19 protein-coding genes are annotated in these 15,765 nt (G+C 63.9%); 11 read left to right on the top strand and 8 right to left on the bottom strand.

The window, feature by feature from the left end; translation table 11 throughout:
* Positions 1-39: 39 nt before the first annotated feature.
* Complete coding sequence (gene recQ, locus PP263_RS08320; protein ID WP_308367937.1) at positions 40-1,866, bottom strand: DNA helicase RecQ; 1,827 nt, start codon at positions 1,864-1,866, stop codon at positions 40-42.
* Positions 1,867-2,074: 208 nt separating this feature from the next.
* Between recQ and PP263_RS08315 the strand changes: the two genes are divergently transcribed.
* Positions 2,075-2,503, top strand: coding sequence for a hypothetical protein (locus tag PP263_RS08315; RefSeq protein ID WP_308367936.1), 429 nt, complete (start codon positions 2,075-2,077; stop codon positions 2,501-2,503).
* Here the strand turns inward: PP263_RS08315 and PP263_RS08310 are convergent.
* The gene (locus PP263_RS08310) at positions 2,481-3,335 is read right to left on the bottom strand and encodes a glutaminyl-peptide cyclotransferase (RefSeq protein WP_308367935.1); all 855 of its coding nucleotides are present in this window, start codon (positions 3,333-3,335) and stop codon (positions 2,481-2,483) included. The genes PP263_RS08315 and PP263_RS08310 overlap by 23 nt on opposite strands.
* 9 nt (positions 3,336-3,344) lie before the next feature.
* Between PP263_RS08310 and PP263_RS08305 the strand changes: the two genes are divergently transcribed.
* Positions 3,345-3,965 (top strand): DUF502 domain-containing protein, encoded by a 621-nt coding sequence (locus tag PP263_RS08305; protein ID WP_308367934.1) that lies wholly within the window; start codon positions 3,345-3,347, stop codon positions 3,963-3,965.
* Between the two features lie 177 nt (positions 3,966-4,142).
* On the opposite strand, the gene mnmC is transcribed toward PP263_RS08305, so the two are convergent.
* The 4 genes from mnmC to PP263_RS08285 form a co-directional block, all read right to left on the bottom strand.
* Positions 4,143-6,323 carry an FAD-dependent 5-carboxymethylaminomethyl-2-thiouridine(34) oxidoreductase MnmC gene (gene mnmC, locus PP263_RS08300; protein WP_308367933.1) on the bottom strand — a complete coding sequence of 727 codons (2,181 nt, stop codon included), beginning with the start codon at positions 6,321-6,323 and terminating at the stop codon, positions 4,143-4,145.
* Complete coding sequence (fldB, locus tag PP263_RS08295; protein ID WP_308367932.1) at positions 6,320-6,844, bottom strand: flavodoxin FldB; 525 nt, start codon at positions 6,842-6,844, stop codon at positions 6,320-6,322. The genes mnmC and fldB overlap by 4 nt, the downstream gene beginning before the upstream one ends.
* Positions 6,845-6,853: 9 nt before the next feature.
* Positions 6,854-7,318 (bottom strand): tRNA (uridine(34)/cytosine(34)/5-carboxymethylaminomethyluridine(34)-2'-O)-methyltransferase TrmL, encoded by a 465-nt coding sequence (gene trmL, locus PP263_RS08290; RefSeq protein WP_308367931.1) that lies wholly within the window; start codon positions 7,316-7,318, stop codon positions 6,854-6,856.
* Between the two features lie 211 nt (positions 7,319-7,529).
* Positions 7,530-8,063 carry an ACT domain-containing protein gene (locus PP263_RS08285; protein WP_308367930.1) on the bottom strand — a complete coding sequence of 178 codons (534 nt, stop codon included), beginning with the start codon at positions 8,061-8,063 and terminating at the stop codon, positions 7,530-7,532.
* Positions 8,064-8,205: 142 nt separating this feature from the next.
* On the opposite strand from PP263_RS08285, the gene PP263_RS08280 reads away from it, so the two are divergent.
* The 4 genes from PP263_RS08280 (at position 8,206) to PP263_RS08265 (ending at position 10,274) form a co-directional block, all read left to right on the top strand.
* On the top strand, positions 8,206-8,508 hold the full coding sequence (locus PP263_RS08280) for an MTH1187 family thiamine-binding protein (protein WP_308367929.1): 303 nt from the start codon (positions 8,206-8,208) through the stop codon (positions 8,506-8,508).
* A gap of 21 nt (positions 8,509-8,529) precedes the next feature.
* Complete coding sequence (locus PP263_RS08275; RefSeq protein WP_308367928.1) at positions 8,530-9,339, top strand: methyltransferase; 810 nt, start codon at positions 8,530-8,532, stop codon at positions 9,337-9,339.
* Between the two features lie 64 nt (positions 9,340-9,403).
* A complete protein-coding gene (locus tag PP263_RS08270) occupies positions 9,404-9,628 on the top strand; it encodes a YheU family protein (RefSeq protein ID WP_308367927.1) in 225 nt (74 codons plus the stop codon).
* Positions 9,621-10,274: an alpha/beta fold hydrolase gene (locus PP263_RS08265; RefSeq protein WP_308367925.1), complete on the top strand. Its 654-nt coding sequence runs from the start codon at positions 9,621-9,623 to the stop codon at positions 10,272-10,274. The genes PP263_RS08270 and PP263_RS08265 overlap by 8 nt, the downstream gene beginning before the upstream one ends.
* Here the strand turns inward: PP263_RS08265 and PP263_RS08260 are convergent.
* Entirely contained in the window at positions 10,249-10,536 is a 288-nt protein-coding gene (locus PP263_RS08260) for an antibiotic biosynthesis monooxygenase (RefSeq protein WP_308367922.1), read from the bottom strand. The genes PP263_RS08265 and PP263_RS08260 overlap by 26 nt on opposite strands.
* A 126-nt stretch (positions 10,537-10,662) precedes the next feature.
* On the opposite strand from PP263_RS08260, the gene tusA reads away from it, so the two are divergent.
* On the top strand, positions 10,663-10,896 hold the full coding sequence (gene tusA / locus PP263_RS08255) for a sulfurtransferase TusA (protein WP_308367921.1): 234 nt from the start codon (positions 10,663-10,665) through the stop codon (positions 10,894-10,896).
* Between the two features lie 143 nt (positions 10,897-11,039).
* On the opposite strand, the gene PP263_RS08250 is transcribed toward tusA, so the two are convergent.
* Positions 11,040-11,726 carry a hypothetical protein gene (locus PP263_RS08250; RefSeq protein ID WP_183458648.1) on the bottom strand — a complete coding sequence of 229 codons (687 nt, stop codon included), beginning with the start codon at positions 11,724-11,726 and terminating at the stop codon, positions 11,040-11,042.
* A gap of 240 nt (positions 11,727-11,966) precedes the next feature.
* Here PP263_RS08250 and PP263_RS08245 point away from each other — a divergent pair, with 240 nt between their 5' ends.
* The 4 genes from PP263_RS08245 to PP263_RS08230 are packed head-to-tail and all read left to right on the top strand — an operon-like array spanning position 11,967 to position 15,722.
* Entirely contained in the window at positions 11,967-12,533 is a 567-nt protein-coding gene (locus PP263_RS08245; RefSeq protein WP_308367920.1) for an elongation factor P hydroxylase, read from the top strand.
* On the top strand, positions 12,530-13,423 hold the full coding sequence (locus PP263_RS08240) for a 5'-3' exonuclease H3TH domain-containing protein (protein ID WP_308367919.1): 894 nt from the start codon (positions 12,530-12,532) through the stop codon (positions 13,421-13,423). The genes PP263_RS08245 and PP263_RS08240 overlap by 4 nt, the downstream gene beginning before the upstream one ends.
* Positions 13,420-14,589, top strand: coding sequence for a 4-phosphoerythronate dehydrogenase (locus tag PP263_RS08235; RefSeq protein WP_308367918.1), 1,170 nt, complete (start codon positions 13,420-13,422; stop codon positions 14,587-14,589). The genes PP263_RS08240 and PP263_RS08235 overlap by 4 nt, the downstream gene beginning before the upstream one ends.
* A complete protein-coding gene (locus tag PP263_RS08230; RefSeq protein ID WP_308367917.1) occupies positions 14,586-15,722 on the top strand; it encodes an ATP-NAD kinase family protein in 1,137 nt (378 codons plus the stop codon). The genes PP263_RS08235 and PP263_RS08230 overlap by 4 nt, the downstream gene beginning before the upstream one ends.
* Positions 15,723-15,765: the final 43 nt, after the last annotated feature.

Genomic DNA, 15,765 nt, shown 5'->3' with positions numbered 1-15,765 from the left:
AGGATGACAAGGTTCGCTTCTGCCTAGGTGTTAATTATATTAATCAGTTGCGACGCTATCATGCTCCCGCAAAACTGCCAGAAAGGCATCGCCAAACCGCTCCAGCTTGCTGTCGCCCACCCCGGAGATGGCCAGCAGCTCCTCCGGAGTTTGCGGTTTGGCGCTGGCCATTTCACGCAAGGTTGCATCGTGGAAGACCACATAGGGCGGCACGCCGTTTTCTTCCGCCAGTTGCTTGCGGCAAGCGCGCAGGGCCTCCCAGAGAGGTTCGTCGGCGGCGGTGAGTTCCGTGGCCGGGGCGGCAGCCCTGCGCGGTTCCGCGCGGGCGGCTTTGGGCGGCAGCTTGCGCAACTGGATGGATTCCTCGCCGCGCAGCAGTGGGCGGCAAGCTTCGGTCAGCCGGACGCTGCTGAATTCCCCCTCCACCTCCAGGTAGCCGCGCACCACCAGTTGACGGACCACACCGCGCCACTCGGCAGCGGATAGATCCGTGCCTATGCCATAGGTGGAGAGGTTCTGGTGGCCAAACTTGCGCACCTTTTCGTTTTCCGAGCCGCGCAGTACGTCGATCACGTGGGCGGCGCCGAAGCGCTGGCCGGTGCGGTAGACGCAGGACAGCAGTTTGGCCGCGGCCTGGGTACCGTCCCAGGTCTGCGGCGGTTCCAGGCAGGTGTCGCAGTTGCCGCAGGGCTCCGCCAGTTCCTCGCCGAAATAGCGCAGCAGGGCCTGCCGGCGGCAACTGGTGATCTCGCACAGGCCGAGCATGGCGTTCAGGCGCGCGCGCTCCTGGCGCTTGTGTTCCTCGCTACCCTCGGAGGATTCCGCCATCTGTGCCAGCTTCACCACGTCCTCCAGGCCGTAGAGCAACAGTGCGGTGGCCGCTTCGCCGTCGCGCCCGGCGCGGCCGGTCTCCTGGTAGTAGGCCTCGACACTCTTGGGCAGATCCAGGTGGGCCACGAAACGCACGTCCGGTTTGTCGATGCCCATGCCGAAGGCGATAGTGGCGACGATGATCACGCCCTCCTCGCGCAGGAAGCGCCGCTGGTGTTCCGCGCGCAACGGCGCCGGCAGGCCGGCGTGGTAAGGGAGGGCGGTAAAGCCCTGCTGGCACAGCCAGTCGGCGGTGTTCTCCACTTTGTTGCGGGACAGGCAGTAGATGATACCGGCGCTGCCCTCCTGTTCTGCGCGCAGGAATTGCAGCAACTGGCGGCGGGGGTTGTCCTTCTGGGCGATACGGTACTGGATATTGGGGCGATCGAAGCTGCTGACAAAATGCCGCGCATTTTCCAGATCCAGGCGGTGGGCGATTTCCCCCCGGGTGCGCCCGTCCGCGGTGGCGGTGAGGGCGATACGCGGTACGCTGGGGAACTGCTCGTGCAGGCAGTTCAGGTGCAGGTAATCGGCGCGGAAGTCGTGGCCCCACTGGGACACGCAATGGGCCTCGTCGATAGCGAACAGCGACAGTTCAATTCGCTGCAGAAGCTCCAGTGTGCGCGGTTGCAGCAGGCGCTCCGGTGCCAGGTAGATCAGGTCCAGCTCATTGCGCAGCAGCGCGCCCTCGATGGCCTGTGCCTCGTCGAAAGGCAGGGAGGAATTGAGGAATGCCGCGTTGACCCCCGCGGCCCGCAGTGCCTCCACCTGGTCCTGCATCAGCGCGATCAGCGGCGAGATCACCACCCCGCAACCGGGCCGCGCCAGCGCCGGGATCTGGTAGCAGAGGGACTTGCCGCCGCCGGTGGGCATCAGTACCAGCGCGTCCCCGCCGGCCATCAAGGTGTCGATGATCTCCCGCTGGGGGCCGCGGAAGGCGCTGTAGCCGAAGACGTGTTCGAGGATTTGTTGTGGGTCTTGTGGGATGTTTTGCATGGGGGTGGAGTATAACGTTTTGGTGGCCGGAGCTGGCGATGTTTGCGGGCTTATTACCCTGTAGGAGCGGCGGGGCGGATGGCCGCCCCGCCGCTCCTACAAAGAGAAAGGACAATGGAATCTCTTCACAATTTTGTCGCCATTTTCCTTCTGGTACAAAAGAGAGCGCCTATAATCGGCGGACCACAGACATAGCAGGGATAAGGCTATGCGTGCCCCGATAACGCTCTTTTTGCTGTTCACCCTGGGTCTCGCCGGATGCGCGACCACGACGCCCCGTCACTCCCTGGTGCAGTCCGCACTGGCGGACACCCATCTCGGCTGGCAGCCGGCGCCGAAGAATCAACTGGCTTTCTCCGTCGCCACTGCCAGCGGTATCGCGCGGGTGGAGCTGCGCCCGCTGCCGGCTGATCTGCACGTCCTGACTTTGCATCTGCCGGGAATGCGCCGGGTGGAAGGGGTGCAGTGGCAGGCAGACGACGGCGACAATACGCAGCTCTACGACGGCGTCGACGGATCCGAAGGCGTCAGCCTGCAGCCGTGGGGCCATGGCTTCCGCCTGCAGATTTCCGGGGAGGCACTGGAACTGGTGCGTGGCGGTGGGGTACTGACTGTTATTGATGTCTATCGCGGCTGACCCCGGGAACGCGGAGCTCCAGCTCCGCATTCGTCCCTGATGCGGAGCTGGAGCTCCGCGTTCCCGGGGCATCAAATCCCAGCCCCCGGGGCCGGATCAGATAGAGCGCGGGCCAGTATTTCCCCGTCACCCAGAGCCCGTTGCGCTTTTCATCCCAGGCGATGCCGTTGGCCACAACATCGGGGTGGCGCCTCTCCGGCGCCAGGGTTTGCAGGTCGACCAGCCCGCGCACTTCGCCGCTGGCGGGATCGATGGCAATGATGCGCGTGTCCTGCCAGATGTTGGCCCAGATCAGTCCCCGCACATATTCCAGTTCGTTGAGGCGCGTCCACTCCTCGCCGCCGCCGTGCACCTTCACGCGCCGTTCCACTTCGAAGGTTTCCGGGTTGCGAAAAGTGAGTTCGCCGGAGCCGTCGCTCATAATCAGCTGCTCGCCGTCGCTGGCGAGCCCCCAGCCTTCGCCCGAGTAACCCAGTTTGTTCACGGGGGCCAGGTCTTTGCGGCGATAGACCTGCAGTTCGCCGGCCCTGTAAGTGAGCAGGTACAGCTTGTCGCCGTGCACCGACAGGCCCTCTGCGAAGCGGTTCTCAGCCAGCCATTTGCGCCTTAGGGGATTGCCGCCGGGGTCGGTATACTCGGCCAGCCAGGAGCGTCGGTAGAGCCCGCTGCTCTCCCACCAGCGCTCGCCGTCGAAATAGAGCCCCTGGGTAAAGCGATCCGCCGGGCGGCTGCGCTCATCCAGCAGTTCGAACGGGGTTTCCGGCAGCGGCGCCTCCGCGGCCAGGGCCGCAACGGACGCCAGCGCCAGCAACAGTGCTTTCAGTATTCGCATTGGAAAATTATGACCAGAGTAAAAACCTTTATCACCTTGACCCTTTTGGGCGGACTGGCGGTGGTGCTGCCCATTGCCATTTTCATTCTGCTGTTCCAATGGCTGTTTGGCCAGATCAGCGAACTGGTGGCGCCGGCCACCCAGTGGATGGAAACCCACACGACGATCAAGGATACCCTCGCCCAGCTGGTGGTGATAGGGCTGATTCTCGGCGGCTGCTTCCTGATCGGGCTGGTCGTCAAGACCGGGGTGGGGCGCTGGATGCACAATCACGTGGACCGGTGGCTGAGCCGCCTGGCGCCCGGCTACAGCACCATCAAGGACCTGGTGCTGCAGTTTATCGGTGGCGGTGGCGAGGGAGTGCTGTCCGGGCCGGTGGCGCGAGTGCGTATTCACGGCGCCGACAACCCGCTTTCGGTCACCGCCATCGTCACCTCCCGGCACCCCAATGGCGACTACACCGTATACGTCCCCACGGCGCCGGTGCCCACTTCCGGTTTCGTGTTCCATGTGCCGGCGGACTGTGTCGAGATCCTGCCCAATGTGACCGTGGAGGCGGCGATGAAGTCGATTGTGGCCTGCGGGTCCGGTAGCGGCAGTTTGCTGGCCCCTCCGGAGCCTTCTGCGTAGGAGCGGCGGGCGCAAGGGGATTCAGTTCCGAATGGCACTGACTTAAGCCGGGATTCGCTATTTTTGTAGGATGGGCAAAGCGCAGCGTGCCCATCAAAGCCGCGGATGATGGGCACGTCGCTACGCTCCTTTGCCCATCCTACGGAGGTTGCAACGCTTAAGTCAGTGCCATTCGATTCAGCTCCTATTCTTTTTTCCCAGGGCGCGAATGGCAAAGCGCGCCGGGTGTAGTGCCTTTACCAGATCGCAACTGACCGGCATCGCTTCCCCGCACAGCCAGGCGGCGAGCACCTCCGCCGCCAGCGGCGCATAGGTGAATCCGCGGGAACCCAGCCCGCCGAGGACGAACAGGTTCCGCTGATAGTCGGCGGTCTGCGCGATCAGCTGTTTGCGGTTTTTTCCCAGTGCCGCGTAGGTGTTGTTCAGTGATTCCCAGTGGGGCACCGGGCCGGTCACCGGGAGGTAATCGGGGGTGGCGGCGCGCACCGCGGCGCGGCCCTGCATTGGGCCGGTGGAAAACTCCCCGGCTATCTGCGGCAGCAGTTCGGCCAGGTTGGCCAGGTTTTCCTGGTGCTCCGCTTCGCGCAATTCGCTCTGCGTTTCTTTTAACTTGAAAGTGGCACCGTAGGTGTGGCGGCCGTGAAAAGCGGGGGCCAGGTAACCCTCGCCGCAGAGCACGGTTTCGAGCTTTTGCGACTGCGGGCCGGCGGCCGCGCTGGAAACCTGGCCGCGAATGGGGCGCAGGGGCAGAGGGCTGGTTTGAACAAGCTGTGTCATACCGTTGGCGGTGCAGATGATCACCGCATCTGCTGAAAATTCTCTGGCCGCGATTGGCATCTGTTTCGGTGGAAAGTCAGATCGCGGCCATGGGCCGCTCCCGGCTGGACCGCTCCTACAGGTTCGCAGCAGCCAGTCGTTTTCCTGCCGTTGCAGTTTCTCGACTGCCGTATTGCAGTGCAGTTCGATATTTTTGTGCTGCAGCAGTGTCGCGCAGACTTTTTGCGGTTCCAGCCAGCCGGCGGAGGGAAAATACAATCCGCCGAAATCCAGCGGCAGGCCGGCGATTTTTCCGGCCTCTTCGGCGCCCACGGCCCGGGCCAGATCCCCGGCCTGGTGGAAGTCGAGCCACTCGGCGACCTGCCGCTGCAACTCCCGCTCTTTGTCGCTCTGCGCCAATTGCAGCAGGCCGCAGAAATGCGCCGCATCCGCGCAGTAATTGCGGTAGTAGCGCAGCGCGAACAGCAGCGCGTGCAGGTTGAAGTCGCCGTTGGGGCCGGGCTTGGGAGACAGTTTGGCGTAGAGGATGCCCTGGTCATTGCCGGAGGCCCCGCTGCCGGGCTCCGGCCCCTGCTCGAAAACCCTGACCTTCAGGCCGCGTTCCGCCAGGGCGCGGGCGGCGGTGGCGCCGGAGATGCCGGCGCCGATAACGGCGATTGGCTGTGAGGACGGTTCGCGGCCAGCGGCCGCTCCCGACGGGGCCGCTCCCGGCCGGACCGCTCCCGGCCGGACCGCTCCCGGCCGGACCGCTCCTACAACGGGGGGAGCAGGCTGTAGGAGCGGCCGTTGGCCGCGATCGGACTCGCTGTCTGGCAAATGCCAGGGAGTGGAAGTAATTTCGGCAGGCCCGGTTTTTTCCAGTACACCCCGCAACATCTCCCGCTTGCGCCCGTAACCGGGTACCTTCTCCAGCCCAAAACCCGCGTCTTTCAATCCGCGCTTGACCAGGCCCGCGCAGGTAAAGGTGGCGAAAGTGGCTCCCGGTTTGCTGAGCGCGGCCATATTTCCGAACAGTTCCGGTGTCCACATGGCCGGATTCTTGGCCGGCGCGAAACCGTCCAGGAACCAGGCGTCGACAAGCCGGTCGCGGCGCTCGTCCTCCAGGCACAGGGAGCGGAGCGCTGCGCTGGCCTCGCCGATCACCAGGGTCAGGCAGATACGCTCGAAGTGCAGCCGGTGCACGCCGGCGGCGAGCAGGGGCGGGTAGTCCCGCAATAGCTGCCCGGCCAGCGGCCGAAGCTGCGGCCAGAGGTCGAGGGCGCGTTGCAGGTCTGCGCGGTGGAGGGGATATTTTTCCACCGAGATGAAATGCAGGCGGGCGTCTGGTGGCGCTGTGTCCAGCCACAGCTGCCAGGCGGCGAGGAAATTCAGGCCGGTACCGAAGCCGGTTTCGCCGATGGTAAAACCGGCGCCTTCCGGCAGCTCCGCCCAGCGCTCGGGCAGCCGATTCTGTTGCAGGAAGACGTAGCGGCTCTCCTCCAGCCCCGACGAGCTGGAGAAGTAGATATCGTCAAAGGCGCGGGAAAGGGGCTGGCCGTCGTCACGCCACTCGATATCCGCGTGAAGTTTGTCTTTGCTCACTGGCTCAAGCCGAACTCACGCATCACCTGGGCGCACCACTGGTCGATGCGCTCGTCGGAGAGCTCGAATTCGTTTTCCTCGTCCAGGGCCAGGCCGACAAAACAGCTGCCGTCCTCCGTCAGCCCCTTGGATTCCTCAAATTGATAGCCCTCCGCGGGCCAGCAGCCCACCGTCCGCGCACCCAGGGCCACAACCTGGGCGTGGAGGTAGCCGAGGGCGTCCTGGAACCACTGCGGATAGCCCTCCTGGTCGCCGAGGCCGAACAGGGCCGCTGTCTTGCCGTGCAGGTCGAGCAGGGCCAGGTCGTCCCAGCAGTTTTCCCAGTCCTCCTGCAGTTCGCCGTAATCCCAGGTGGGGATGCCAAAAATCAGGAAGTCGTAGTTCTCCACTGCGGCAATATCGCCGTCGGCGATATTGTGCAGGTCCACCCACTCGGCGCCGAGGCGCTCGCGGATTTTCTCCGCGGCCATTTCCGTGTAGCAGGTGCTGGAGCCGTAAAAGAGTCCGATCGGTGCGTGCATGGTCAATCTTTATTGCGCTTCGGGAAATCCCAGCTGCCGCCAGGCTTCGTAGACGACCACGGCGGCGGCATTGGAGAGGTTGAGGCTGCGGCTGTCGGCGCGCATGGGGATGCGCAGCGTGTGCTCCGCGCCCACGCGGGCGAGGAATTCCGCCGGCAGGCCGCGGGTCTCGGGGCCGAAGACGATAGCGTCGCCAGGGCGGAAGTCAATTTCCGCGTGGTACCGGCGACCCTTGGTGGACAGCGCCAGCACCCGCGCGGGCTGCTCCGCATCCACAAAGGCCTGCCAGTCCCGGTGGCGCTCCACGCGGCTGTACTCGCGGTAATCCAGCCCGGCGCGGCGCAGCCGCTTGTCGTCCATGGCGAAGCCCAGCGGCTCGATCAGGTGCAGCTCGGCGCCGGTATTGGCGCAGAGGCGGATGATATTGCCGGTGTTTGGGGCGATTTCCGGTTGGTAGAGGACGATTTTGAACATGGGGCCTGTAAACAATGCCGAATCAAGCAATAAGCGTGATGAGAAGGTCCTGATGCCGGGTACTGCCTTGCGAGACTGTCTGCGAGAGGGACCTCGCGGACAAGCCCCCAGGGATGGGTTTACGGCGTGTCTCGCAAGGCAGTACCCGGTAGCAGGGCCGCCCTGCACATTGCTACGAGTGATGCGCGTCATCCAATGGGCGCGGATTATTTCACAGTTGCGGGGGGGAAGTCTTCTCGCAGTCGATCTCCACCCCCAGCTCGTCGGCGATCTCGTCCAACTCGTCGCGCAGGCCGTCGAGATCCATATCCTCCGCCACGCCGATGGTGCACTCGGCGGTAAACAGCGGCTCGCCGCTGCCGGGCACACTGCTGCAGCCGGTTTCCAACTGCTCCATATTGATCTGGCGCGCGGCCAGGGCACGGGAGATCTCCCGCACTATGCCGGGGCGGTCGTTGCCCACCAGCTTCAGGTTCAGGGTCTGGAGGGGGCCGCTGGCCACCGCCAGCGACTCCTCGATTTGAATCCTGTAACCTTCATCGGCGAGAGCTTCCAAGGCCTCTCGCAGCCCCTGGCAGGCGTCCGCGGACACGCTGACGCGCAGGATACCGGCGAACTTGCCGGCGAAGTGCGCCATGCGACTGTCCTCCCAGTTACCGCCGTTTTCCGCCACCGCGGCGGAGAGTTTTTCGACTACGCCGGGCTTGTCATCGCTGATCAGGGAGATTACGAGATGCTGTTGCATGGGGTATTCCTTAGCTGCGGGGTGTGGTTACACTGTGCTGCATTGTAGCGACTGGCGCTTTACCTGATAACTCCATCGGGCTGCCGAAAAAAACTTTCAGTCTGTCTGCCAATAGTGCCAGATAAACCCGGAGGGCTTCTCGATGAAAGTACATGCGGATTTATGTGTTATCCCCATCGGGGTCGGCGTTTCCGTATCGGACTATATAGTGGAATGCCAGCGGGTCCTGCGCGATGCCGGCTTGAAGCACCGGATGCACGCCTACGGCACCAACATCGAGGTGGAGTGGGATGAGGTGATGGCGGCGATAAAGCGCTGCCACGAGCGCATCCACGCCCTGGGCGCGCCGCGGATCAGCACCAGCCTGAAACTGGGAACCCGTACCGACCGCGAGCAGTCACTGCAGGATAAGATCGACAGTGTGGAATCGAAGCTGGATTCGTAATCAATAAAAATGGGAGACACTATGAAAATGCAAAAATGGCTGGGAGCACTGTTGTGCTCCGCAATGATTGCCGGTACCGCCCAGGCCGCCAACCTGAAATCGGCGATCGGCGGCGACCACCGCACTCCCGCCTATGCGGAGAGGGATCAGTACCGCCATCCGGCTGAGACGCTGGAATTCCTGGGTGTCGAGCCGAATATGACAGTGGTGGAGATCTGGCCCGGCGGCGGTTGGTACACGGAAATCCTCGCCCCCTACCTGATGGAAAAGGGTACCTTCTACGCCGCTCACTTCCCCGCGGATACCAGTTCCGATTACTTCCGCAACTCCCGCACCGCCTTCGAGAAGAAAATTGCCGCCGATAAAAAGGTCTATGGCAGTATCCGGCTGACCGCCTTCGATCCAGCCGGCGGCAGCGAGATTGCGCCCGCCGGCAGCGCCGATGCGGTGCTCACCTTCCGCAATGTGCACAACTGGATGCGTGGTGACAACGAACAGAAAGCCTTCGAGACCTTCTTTGCCGCGCTGAAGCCCGGCGGCGTGCTGGGTGTGGTGGAGCACCGGGCCAAGCCGGGCACCAGCCGCGAGGATATGATGAAGAGCGGCTATATGACCCAGGACTACGTGGTTGAACTGGCGAAGAAGGCCGGCTTTGAACTGGAAGCCACCAGCGAGATCAACGCCAACCCGAAAGACACCGCCGATCACCCGAAAGGCGTGTGGACCCTGCCGCCGTCACTGCGCCTGGGCGACCAGGACAAGGACAAGTACCTGATGATCGGCGAGAGCGACCGTATGACATTGCGTTTCCGCAAGCCCGCCGCTGAGTAATGGTGAGAGGCCGGTGGTTGGCGGTTAGAATAGCCGTTTATTAGCCACTGGCCATCCCACCACTATGAAGATTCCCTACCCACAACTGGACCCCGGCACCCTGCAGAACCTCCTCGAGGAATACGCCACCCGCGACGGCACCGACTACGGTGAGCGGGAGGCGAGCCTGGAGGACAAGGTGACCAGCCTGCGCCGGCAGTTGCAGTCCGGCGAGGTGGTGATCTGGTTCGAGCCGGGGGAGGAATCGGTCAACCTGGTGCTGGCGCGGGATCTTCCCAAAGATGATTGAAATGCTGGTCGACAGGCCGGAGGGGAAGGCCGCGGCGCGCTTCCTGTTCGCCCACGGTGCCGGCGCGCCCATGGACAGCGAATTCATGCAGGCGATTGCTGCCGGCCTCTGTGCACGGGGTATCGAGGTGCTGCGCTTCGAGTTCCCCTATATGGCCGAGCGCCGCAGCGGCGGGGGCAAGCGGCCGCCCAACAAAATGGAAGTGTTGCAGGACTGCTACCGGGAACAGATCCGGGAGCTGGCCGCGGAAAGGGAGAGGCTGCCGCTGTTTATCGGCGGTAAGTCCCTCGGCGGGCGGGTGGCGAGTCTGCTGGCCGGGGACGAGTATCTGCAGGACCACATCGGCGGACTGGTCTGCCTGGGCTATCCCTTCCATCCCCGAGGCAAGCCGGACAAGCTGCGCACCGAGCATCTCTATTCCCTGGATTGCCCGGCGCTGTTTGTGCAAGGAACGCGGGACCCCTTGGGCAATTTCGACGAAGTGGCCGGCTATCGACTGCCGGATTCCATTTGCTTCGAATGGCTGGAGGATGGCGACCACGATTTCAAACCGCGCCGCCGCGCCAGCGGTTTCACCCGCGAACAGCATTGGCGGGCGGCGGTCGCTGCGGCGGCGGATTTTATTCTGCGTTCTCGAGAATCGTGACGCGCTCCTCCGACGCCAACAGGGGAGCGAGCTGGGCCATCTGTGCGCGGCGTTCCTCGCTGGTGTACCAATGCTGCCAGTGTAGTGTCGACTGCCACTTGGAGAGGGTGAAGCGACGCAGCGGATTGTCCTGCGCGCGATAGGTGTGCCCCTCGATAAATCCCACGGTGCGGTAGGCGCGGTTCAGCAGCTGGCGCGCCGTCTCCTCGTAGGTACTCTCCATATCCTCGGCAATTTCCCGCTCGATCAACACGTAAATCATTTTCCACTCTTCTTGGCTTGGATTCGGAAATTTTAGCCGGACTGCCGCTTCTGCAGATAGGCAAATTGGCCGTGCATAGCGGCAAATAAGATGACGGTGTTGGGAAAATCCCGGACAATGGCCCCCATGAAGTCAGATCATATATTGGATGCCCGCGGCCTCCTGTGCCCGGAGCCTGTCATGATGTTGCACACAGCGGTGCGCAAAGTGGGCCCCGGCGAGGTGTTGCAAATGATTGCCACCGATCCCTCCACCCAGCGGGACGTGCCCAAGTTCTGCCAGTTCCTCGGCTACGAACTGGTGCAGCACGCGGAGGAAAACGACGAGTTTATCTACTGGATCAAAAAGGCCGAGCCTTAGATACTTTGTTTCAGGCAGGCTTGCCCTGACTCGTCATACCGGCGCAGGCCGGTATCCAGCCTCGTGGCACCTGGATACCGGCCTGCGCCGGTATGACGAAGAGCGATGTGGGAGCGAACCTTGTATTCACCCCACAGAGTTAATCAGGGAGAAGTCACCAGCGCCGCAATGGCCGCCAGCGCTTCCGGGTCTTCGGATTTGATCTTGTTGGCGATATGGTGTTGGAAGAAGTAGCGAAAACCCTCCGCCTCCTGTGCCGGATAGAGGCAGTGATCGCCGGGTAGCACCGGCGTGGTTTCCACATTGTCGTGGTCGATCAGCATGCCGTGAATATCGCCGTTGGCATACAACCGCCAGCTGACGACCTCGGTGAGTGTGAGATTTTCCCGCTGCGCGTCCATAAACACCCCGTGGGTGCCGATGGTATCGGGGATCTCCTGTATCACTTCCTCGGCCCGACTGTTTTCAAACTCGAAATACTCCGCCGCAGTCTCCAATTCGACGATTTTGTGGATGGGAGCATCGTGGAAGATCTCCTCGATGCCTGGATCGTAGTAGCCTTCGAAGCGCCCGTCCAAGGGGTCCTTGATGTCCGGGCAGGGGACGATGGCATTCAACCAGGGGACGAGGCCGACGACCTCGCCATTCGCTTTGAGGCCCCAGCACAGGATTTTCAGGCTGTAGAGGTCTGAGCCGCTGGAGCTGTTGGAGTAGAGCATTTCCAAGCCGTCTAGCTCCGGCGAAAGGCGGATGAAGCGCCTGCTCGCAGAAGTTTCGATCGGCTCGCCGGTGAAGAGGTCAACCACGTTGCTGACGCTGTGGTCGGTCATAGAGCACCTCCTTGCAGGGCCGGTTGTGGTGCAGGAGGGCGTTGAACTGCTTATTCCCCCCTGGGGAACCCGGGACCGGGTGGGGGCCTGTTCCAGGTTCCCTGTGACTAAAGGTATATGCTGGTTTACCGAAATACAACTCGCCTCTTAGATCGGTTGGTTATCGCTGGCCTGGCTTTTGATCACAATGGTGGCGCTGGTATAGTTTGGCTCGCGCTGATTTCTACGCCGGAGCGAATTTTGCCAGCCCTATCCATTACCGAAGCGGAATACCCAGTCACGGAGCGTATTACCGGGGTGTTCAACCGCTGTTTTGCCGCTGCGCTCAATACCCGCCTGTGCGGGGGCTTCGAGGAGCCCTACTACCGGCCGGCGGGAGCGGTGTGCCCGCACCATCGCATCGAGTTCACCCGGGACTACCCCGCCAGCGCGCTGCATGAGGCCGCCCACTGGTGCGTGGCCGGGGAGCGGCGGCGTCAGCTGCCGGATTACGGCTACTGGTACGCCCCGGACGGGCGCAACGCCGAACAGCAGCGGGAGTTCGAGCGGGTGGAAGTGAAGCCCCAGGCGCTGGAGTGGATTTTCGCCCGCGCCTGCGGCCTGCGGTTCCGCGCCAGCGCCGACAACCTGCACAGCGGCCTCGGGCCCAGCGACGCCTTCAAGGAGGGCATCTGGCGGCAGGTGCGGAGGTATTGCGAGGAGGGGATGAACAGCCGGGCCCGGGGATTCGCCCTGGCCCTGGCGCGGGAGTTCGGGCGGCCGGACCCGATGGACCCGCGGCACTACCAACTGGCGGAGCTGGCATGAGCGCCACCTATCTGATCGACGCCTCCGTCTATATCTTCCGCTACTATTTCGCCCTGCCGCCCAACTGGGTGAGCCGCTCCGGCTATACCACCGAGGCGGTCTACGGCTTCAGTAACTTCCTGCTGGAGCTGCTGGCGCGGCGCCCGACGGCAATCGCCTGTGCCTTCGACGAATCCCTGGGCAGTTGCTTTCGCAACGAACTCTACCCGGACTACAAGTGCAGCCGCGCCCTGCCGGACGAGGCTCTGGCTTTCCAACTGGCGGCCTGCCGGGAGATGGCAGAGGTTCTGGGGATCGCCAGCTTTGCGAGTCCGCGCTTTGAAGCGGACGATATCCTCGCCAGCCTGACCCGTATCTGCCGCGAGCAGCGCCCGGTGATCGTCAGCCGCGACAAGGACCTGGGCCAGTTGCTGGCCAGAGGCGCCTCCACGCTTTGGGACTTCGCCGCGGACAAGCAGATGGGAGAGGCCGATATCCTCGCCAAATTCGGCGTGCGCCCGGTGCAGATCGCCGACTACCTGGCCCTTGTGGGCGACAGCAGCGACGATATCCCCGGTGTGCCCGGCATCGGGCGCAAAACCGCCGCGCGCCTATTGGAGGCTTTCGGCGACGTGGAATCCCTGCTCGCCCGGCCGCGGGAAGTGGCGGCGCTGCCCCTGCGCGGCGCCGCCGGTATCGCAGCGCGGCTGGAGGAACACGCGGCGCAGATCCGGCTGGCCCGGCGCCTGGCAAGCCTGGAAGAAAATGTGCCGCTGGATATCGGCGCAGGGGCGCTGGTCTGGAAGCAGCCGGATATCGGGCTGGCCTGCGCCCTGGCGGAGGAATTCGGTATCGGCGGCCTGAATGGCAAAATCCGGCGCCTGGCGTCAGTGGAAATGGAGGCGGTGTGAGCGGATTGAAGATAGTTGCCGATGAGAATATCCCGGCGCTGGAGGAAACCTTCTCCGACCTGGGCGAGATAGTGCGCGTTCCCGGGCGCGGCCTGGAGCGCGGGCAGTTAAAGGATGCGGATATCCTGCTGGTACGCTCCGTCACCCGGGTGGACGAGGCGCTGCTGGCCGGCACCCCGGTGCGTTTCGTGGGCAGTTGCACCATCGGCACCGATCACCTGGATACGGACTGGCTGGAAGCCCGGGGCATTGCCTGGAGCGCCGCCCCCGGCTGCAATGCCAATTCGGTGGTGGAATACGTCTTCTGCGCGCTGGCGGCGCTGGGTATCGACTGGAGCCGGCGCCGCTTCGGCATCGTCGGTTGCGGCAATGTGGGTGGCCTGCTGCAACGGCGCCTGCACGCGCTGGGCATCCCCTGTGCCGTCTACGATCCCTGGCTGCCGGACAATCCCGACAGTGCGGACCTGGAAACCGTACTGCGCCAGGAGGTGATCTGCCTGCACGCGCCGCTGGTCAAAGGCGGCCCCCACCCCAGCCTGCACCTGATCGGCGCCGAACAGATTGCGCAAATCGGACAGGGCGCGGCGTTGATCAGCGCCGGCCGCGGCGCAGTGGTGGACAATCGCGCGCTGCTGAAGGAGTTGCGGGTCGGCAAGCGCTTCCAGACGGTACTGGACGTCTGGGAACACGAGCCGGATATCGATACCGAATTGCTGGAGCTGGTGGACATCGGCACGCCGCATATCGCCGGGTACAGCCTGGACGGCAAGCTGGCGGGGACGCGGATGGTGCGGGAGGCGTTGGACCAGTCTGGCTTCGGTTTTGTTGAACCTCTATCCCCTGTAGGAGCGGCCCATGGCCGCGATCGGCGTGTGGAAGATCCGCAAGGCCGATCGCGGCCATGGGCCGCTCCCGGCCGGACCGCTCCTACAAGGGCATTGGCCAACTCCTCCCGAATTTTCGATCTCCTGCTGCAAATCTACGACCCCCGCACAGACGACCAGCGCCTGCGCGCTGCGGCGCGGGGCCCTCTGCCGATGGCGAAAGCCTTCGACCAACTGCGCCGGGAATACCCGGAGCGGATGGAATTCTCCCACTACCGAATTGAAGACGCCGCCCTAAGCGAAGACCAGCGGCGCCAGCTGGCGATACTGGGGTTGCGGTGAAACTCAAGAGGCTCGGACTGATCATCAACCCCTGGGCCGGCGTCGGCGGCCCGGCGGGGCTCAAGGGCAGCGATGGGGCGGAAACTGTCGAACAGGCCCTGGCCGCCGGTGCCGAGCCCCAGGCGCAGAAGCGCGCGGCCACGGCGCTGGAGGCCCTGCAGCCGTTTCGTGATCAATTGGAGATCCTCTGCTTCTCCGGGGCCATGGGAGAAACGGTGGTCCGGGACCTGGGCTTTCGGGCGACCGTGGTGGGCGGGGCCCCGGCCGAACCCTCCACCCCAGAGGACAGCGAGCGCGCCGCGCGGGTGATCCGCGACGCCGGCGCGGACCTGATCATCTTCGCCGGCGGCGACGGCACCGCGCGCAATATGGTCAACGCCCTGGGCAGCGATTTTCCGGTGCTGGGTATTCCCGCCGGGGTGAAGATGCACTCCGCCTGCTTCGCCATTTCCCCCAGGGCTGGCGGCGAGGTGCTGCGGCGGCTGATGGCCGGGGAACTGGTGGACCTGCAGGAGCGGGAAGTGCGCGATATCGACGAGAAATCCTTCCGCGAGGGCCGGGTGAGCACCCGCTACTACGGCGAATTGCTGGCGCCGGAAGAGGGGCATTTCCTGCAGGCGGTGAAAAATGCCGGCCGCGAGGTGGAGGAGCTGGCGGTGGCGGATATCGCCGCGGAGGTGGTGGAGGAACTGGATCCGGACACCCTCTATATCGTTGGCCCCGGCTCCACCACCCTGGCGGTACTCGGGGAACTGGGCTGCGAGGGCACCCTGCTGGGGGTGGACCTGCTGCGCGGGGGCGAGGTGATTGCCGCGGATGTGAGTGCGGCGGATATCGAGGGGGCGCTCGCCGAACATGAGGGCCCGGCAAAAATCATCCTCACCGCTATCGGCGGCCAGGGCCACCTGATCGGCCGCGGCAACCAGCAGTTCTCCCCCGCGGTACTGCGCGCGGTGGGCAGGGACAACCTGGTGGTGGTGGCCACCAAGACCAAGATTACCGAACTGAACGGCCGCCCGCTGTTGATCGACAGTGGCGATGCGGCCCTGGACGAGAGCTGGAGCGGATTTATCCGCGTGATCACCGGTTACCGGGATGCGATTCTCTACCCGCTCAGCAACGGAAGCCTTTAATGATGGAAACTTTTTCCTGTAGGAGCGGCGGGGCGGATGGCCG

This window comes from Microbulbifer sp. TB1203, from assembly GCF_030997045.1.
Taxonomy (GTDB): Bacteria; Pseudomonadota; Gammaproteobacteria; order Pseudomonadales; family Cellvibrionaceae; genus Microbulbifer.
Note: the sequence above shows the minus strand (reverse complement) of the source record. Positions and strands in the feature narration are given on the sequence as shown.

Bases quoted from the DNA above. Each gene is read 5' to 3' on its own strand.
- PP263_RS08265 (WP_308367925.1), top strand. From the start codon at position 9,621: ATGATTGAAATGCTGGTCGACAGGCCGGAGGGGAAGGCCGCGGCGCGC.
- tusA (WP_308367921.1), top strand. From the start codon at position 10,663: ATGAAGTCAGATCATATATTGGATGCCCGCGGCCTCCTGTGCCCGGAG.
- PP263_RS08275 (WP_308367928.1), top strand. From the start codon at position 8,530: ATGAAAATGCAAAAATGGCTGGGAGCACTGTTGTGCTCCGCAATGATT.
- PP263_RS08270 (WP_308367927.1), top strand. From the start codon at position 9,404: ATGAAGATTCCCTACCCACAACTGGACCCCGGCACCCTGCAGAACCTC.
- PP263_RS08240 (WP_308367919.1), top strand. From the start codon at position 12,530: ATGAGCGCCACCTATCTGATCGACGCCTCCGTCTATATCTTCCGCTAC.
- PP263_RS08315 (WP_308367936.1), top strand. From the start codon at position 2,075: ATGCGTGCCCCGATAACGCTCTTTTTGCTGTTCACCCTGGGTCTCGCC.
- recQ (WP_308367937.1), bottom strand. From the start codon at position 1,866: ATGCAAAACATCCCACAAGACCCACAACAAATCCTCGAACACGTCTTC.
- PP263_RS08280 (WP_308367929.1), top strand. From the start codon at position 8,206: ATGAAAGTACATGCGGATTTATGTGTTATCCCCATCGGGGTCGGCGTT.
- fldB (WP_308367932.1), bottom strand. From the start codon at position 6,844: ATGCACGCACCGATCGGACTCTTTTACGGCTCCAGCACCTGCTACACG.
- trmL (WP_308367931.1), bottom strand. From the start codon at position 7,318: ATGTTCAAAATCGTCCTCTACCAACCGGAAATCGCCCCAAACACCGGC.
- PP263_RS08285 (WP_308367930.1), bottom strand. From the start codon at position 8,063: ATGCAACAGCATCTCGTAATCTCCCTGATCAGCGATGACAAGCCCGGC.
- PP263_RS08250 (WP_183458648.1), bottom strand. From the start codon at position 11,726: ATGACCGACCACAGCGTCAGCAACGTGGTTGACCTCTTCACCGGCGAG.
- PP263_RS08260 (WP_308367922.1), bottom strand. From the start codon at position 10,536: ATGATTTACGTGTTGATCGAGCGGGAAATTGCCGAGGATATGGAGAGT.
- PP263_RS08310 (WP_308367935.1), bottom strand. From the start codon at position 3,335: ATGCGAATACTGAAAGCACTGTTGCTGGCGCTGGCGTCCGTTGCGGCC.
- PP263_RS08305 (WP_308367934.1), top strand. From the start codon at position 3,345: ATGACCAGAGTAAAAACCTTTATCACCTTGACCCTTTTGGGCGGACTG.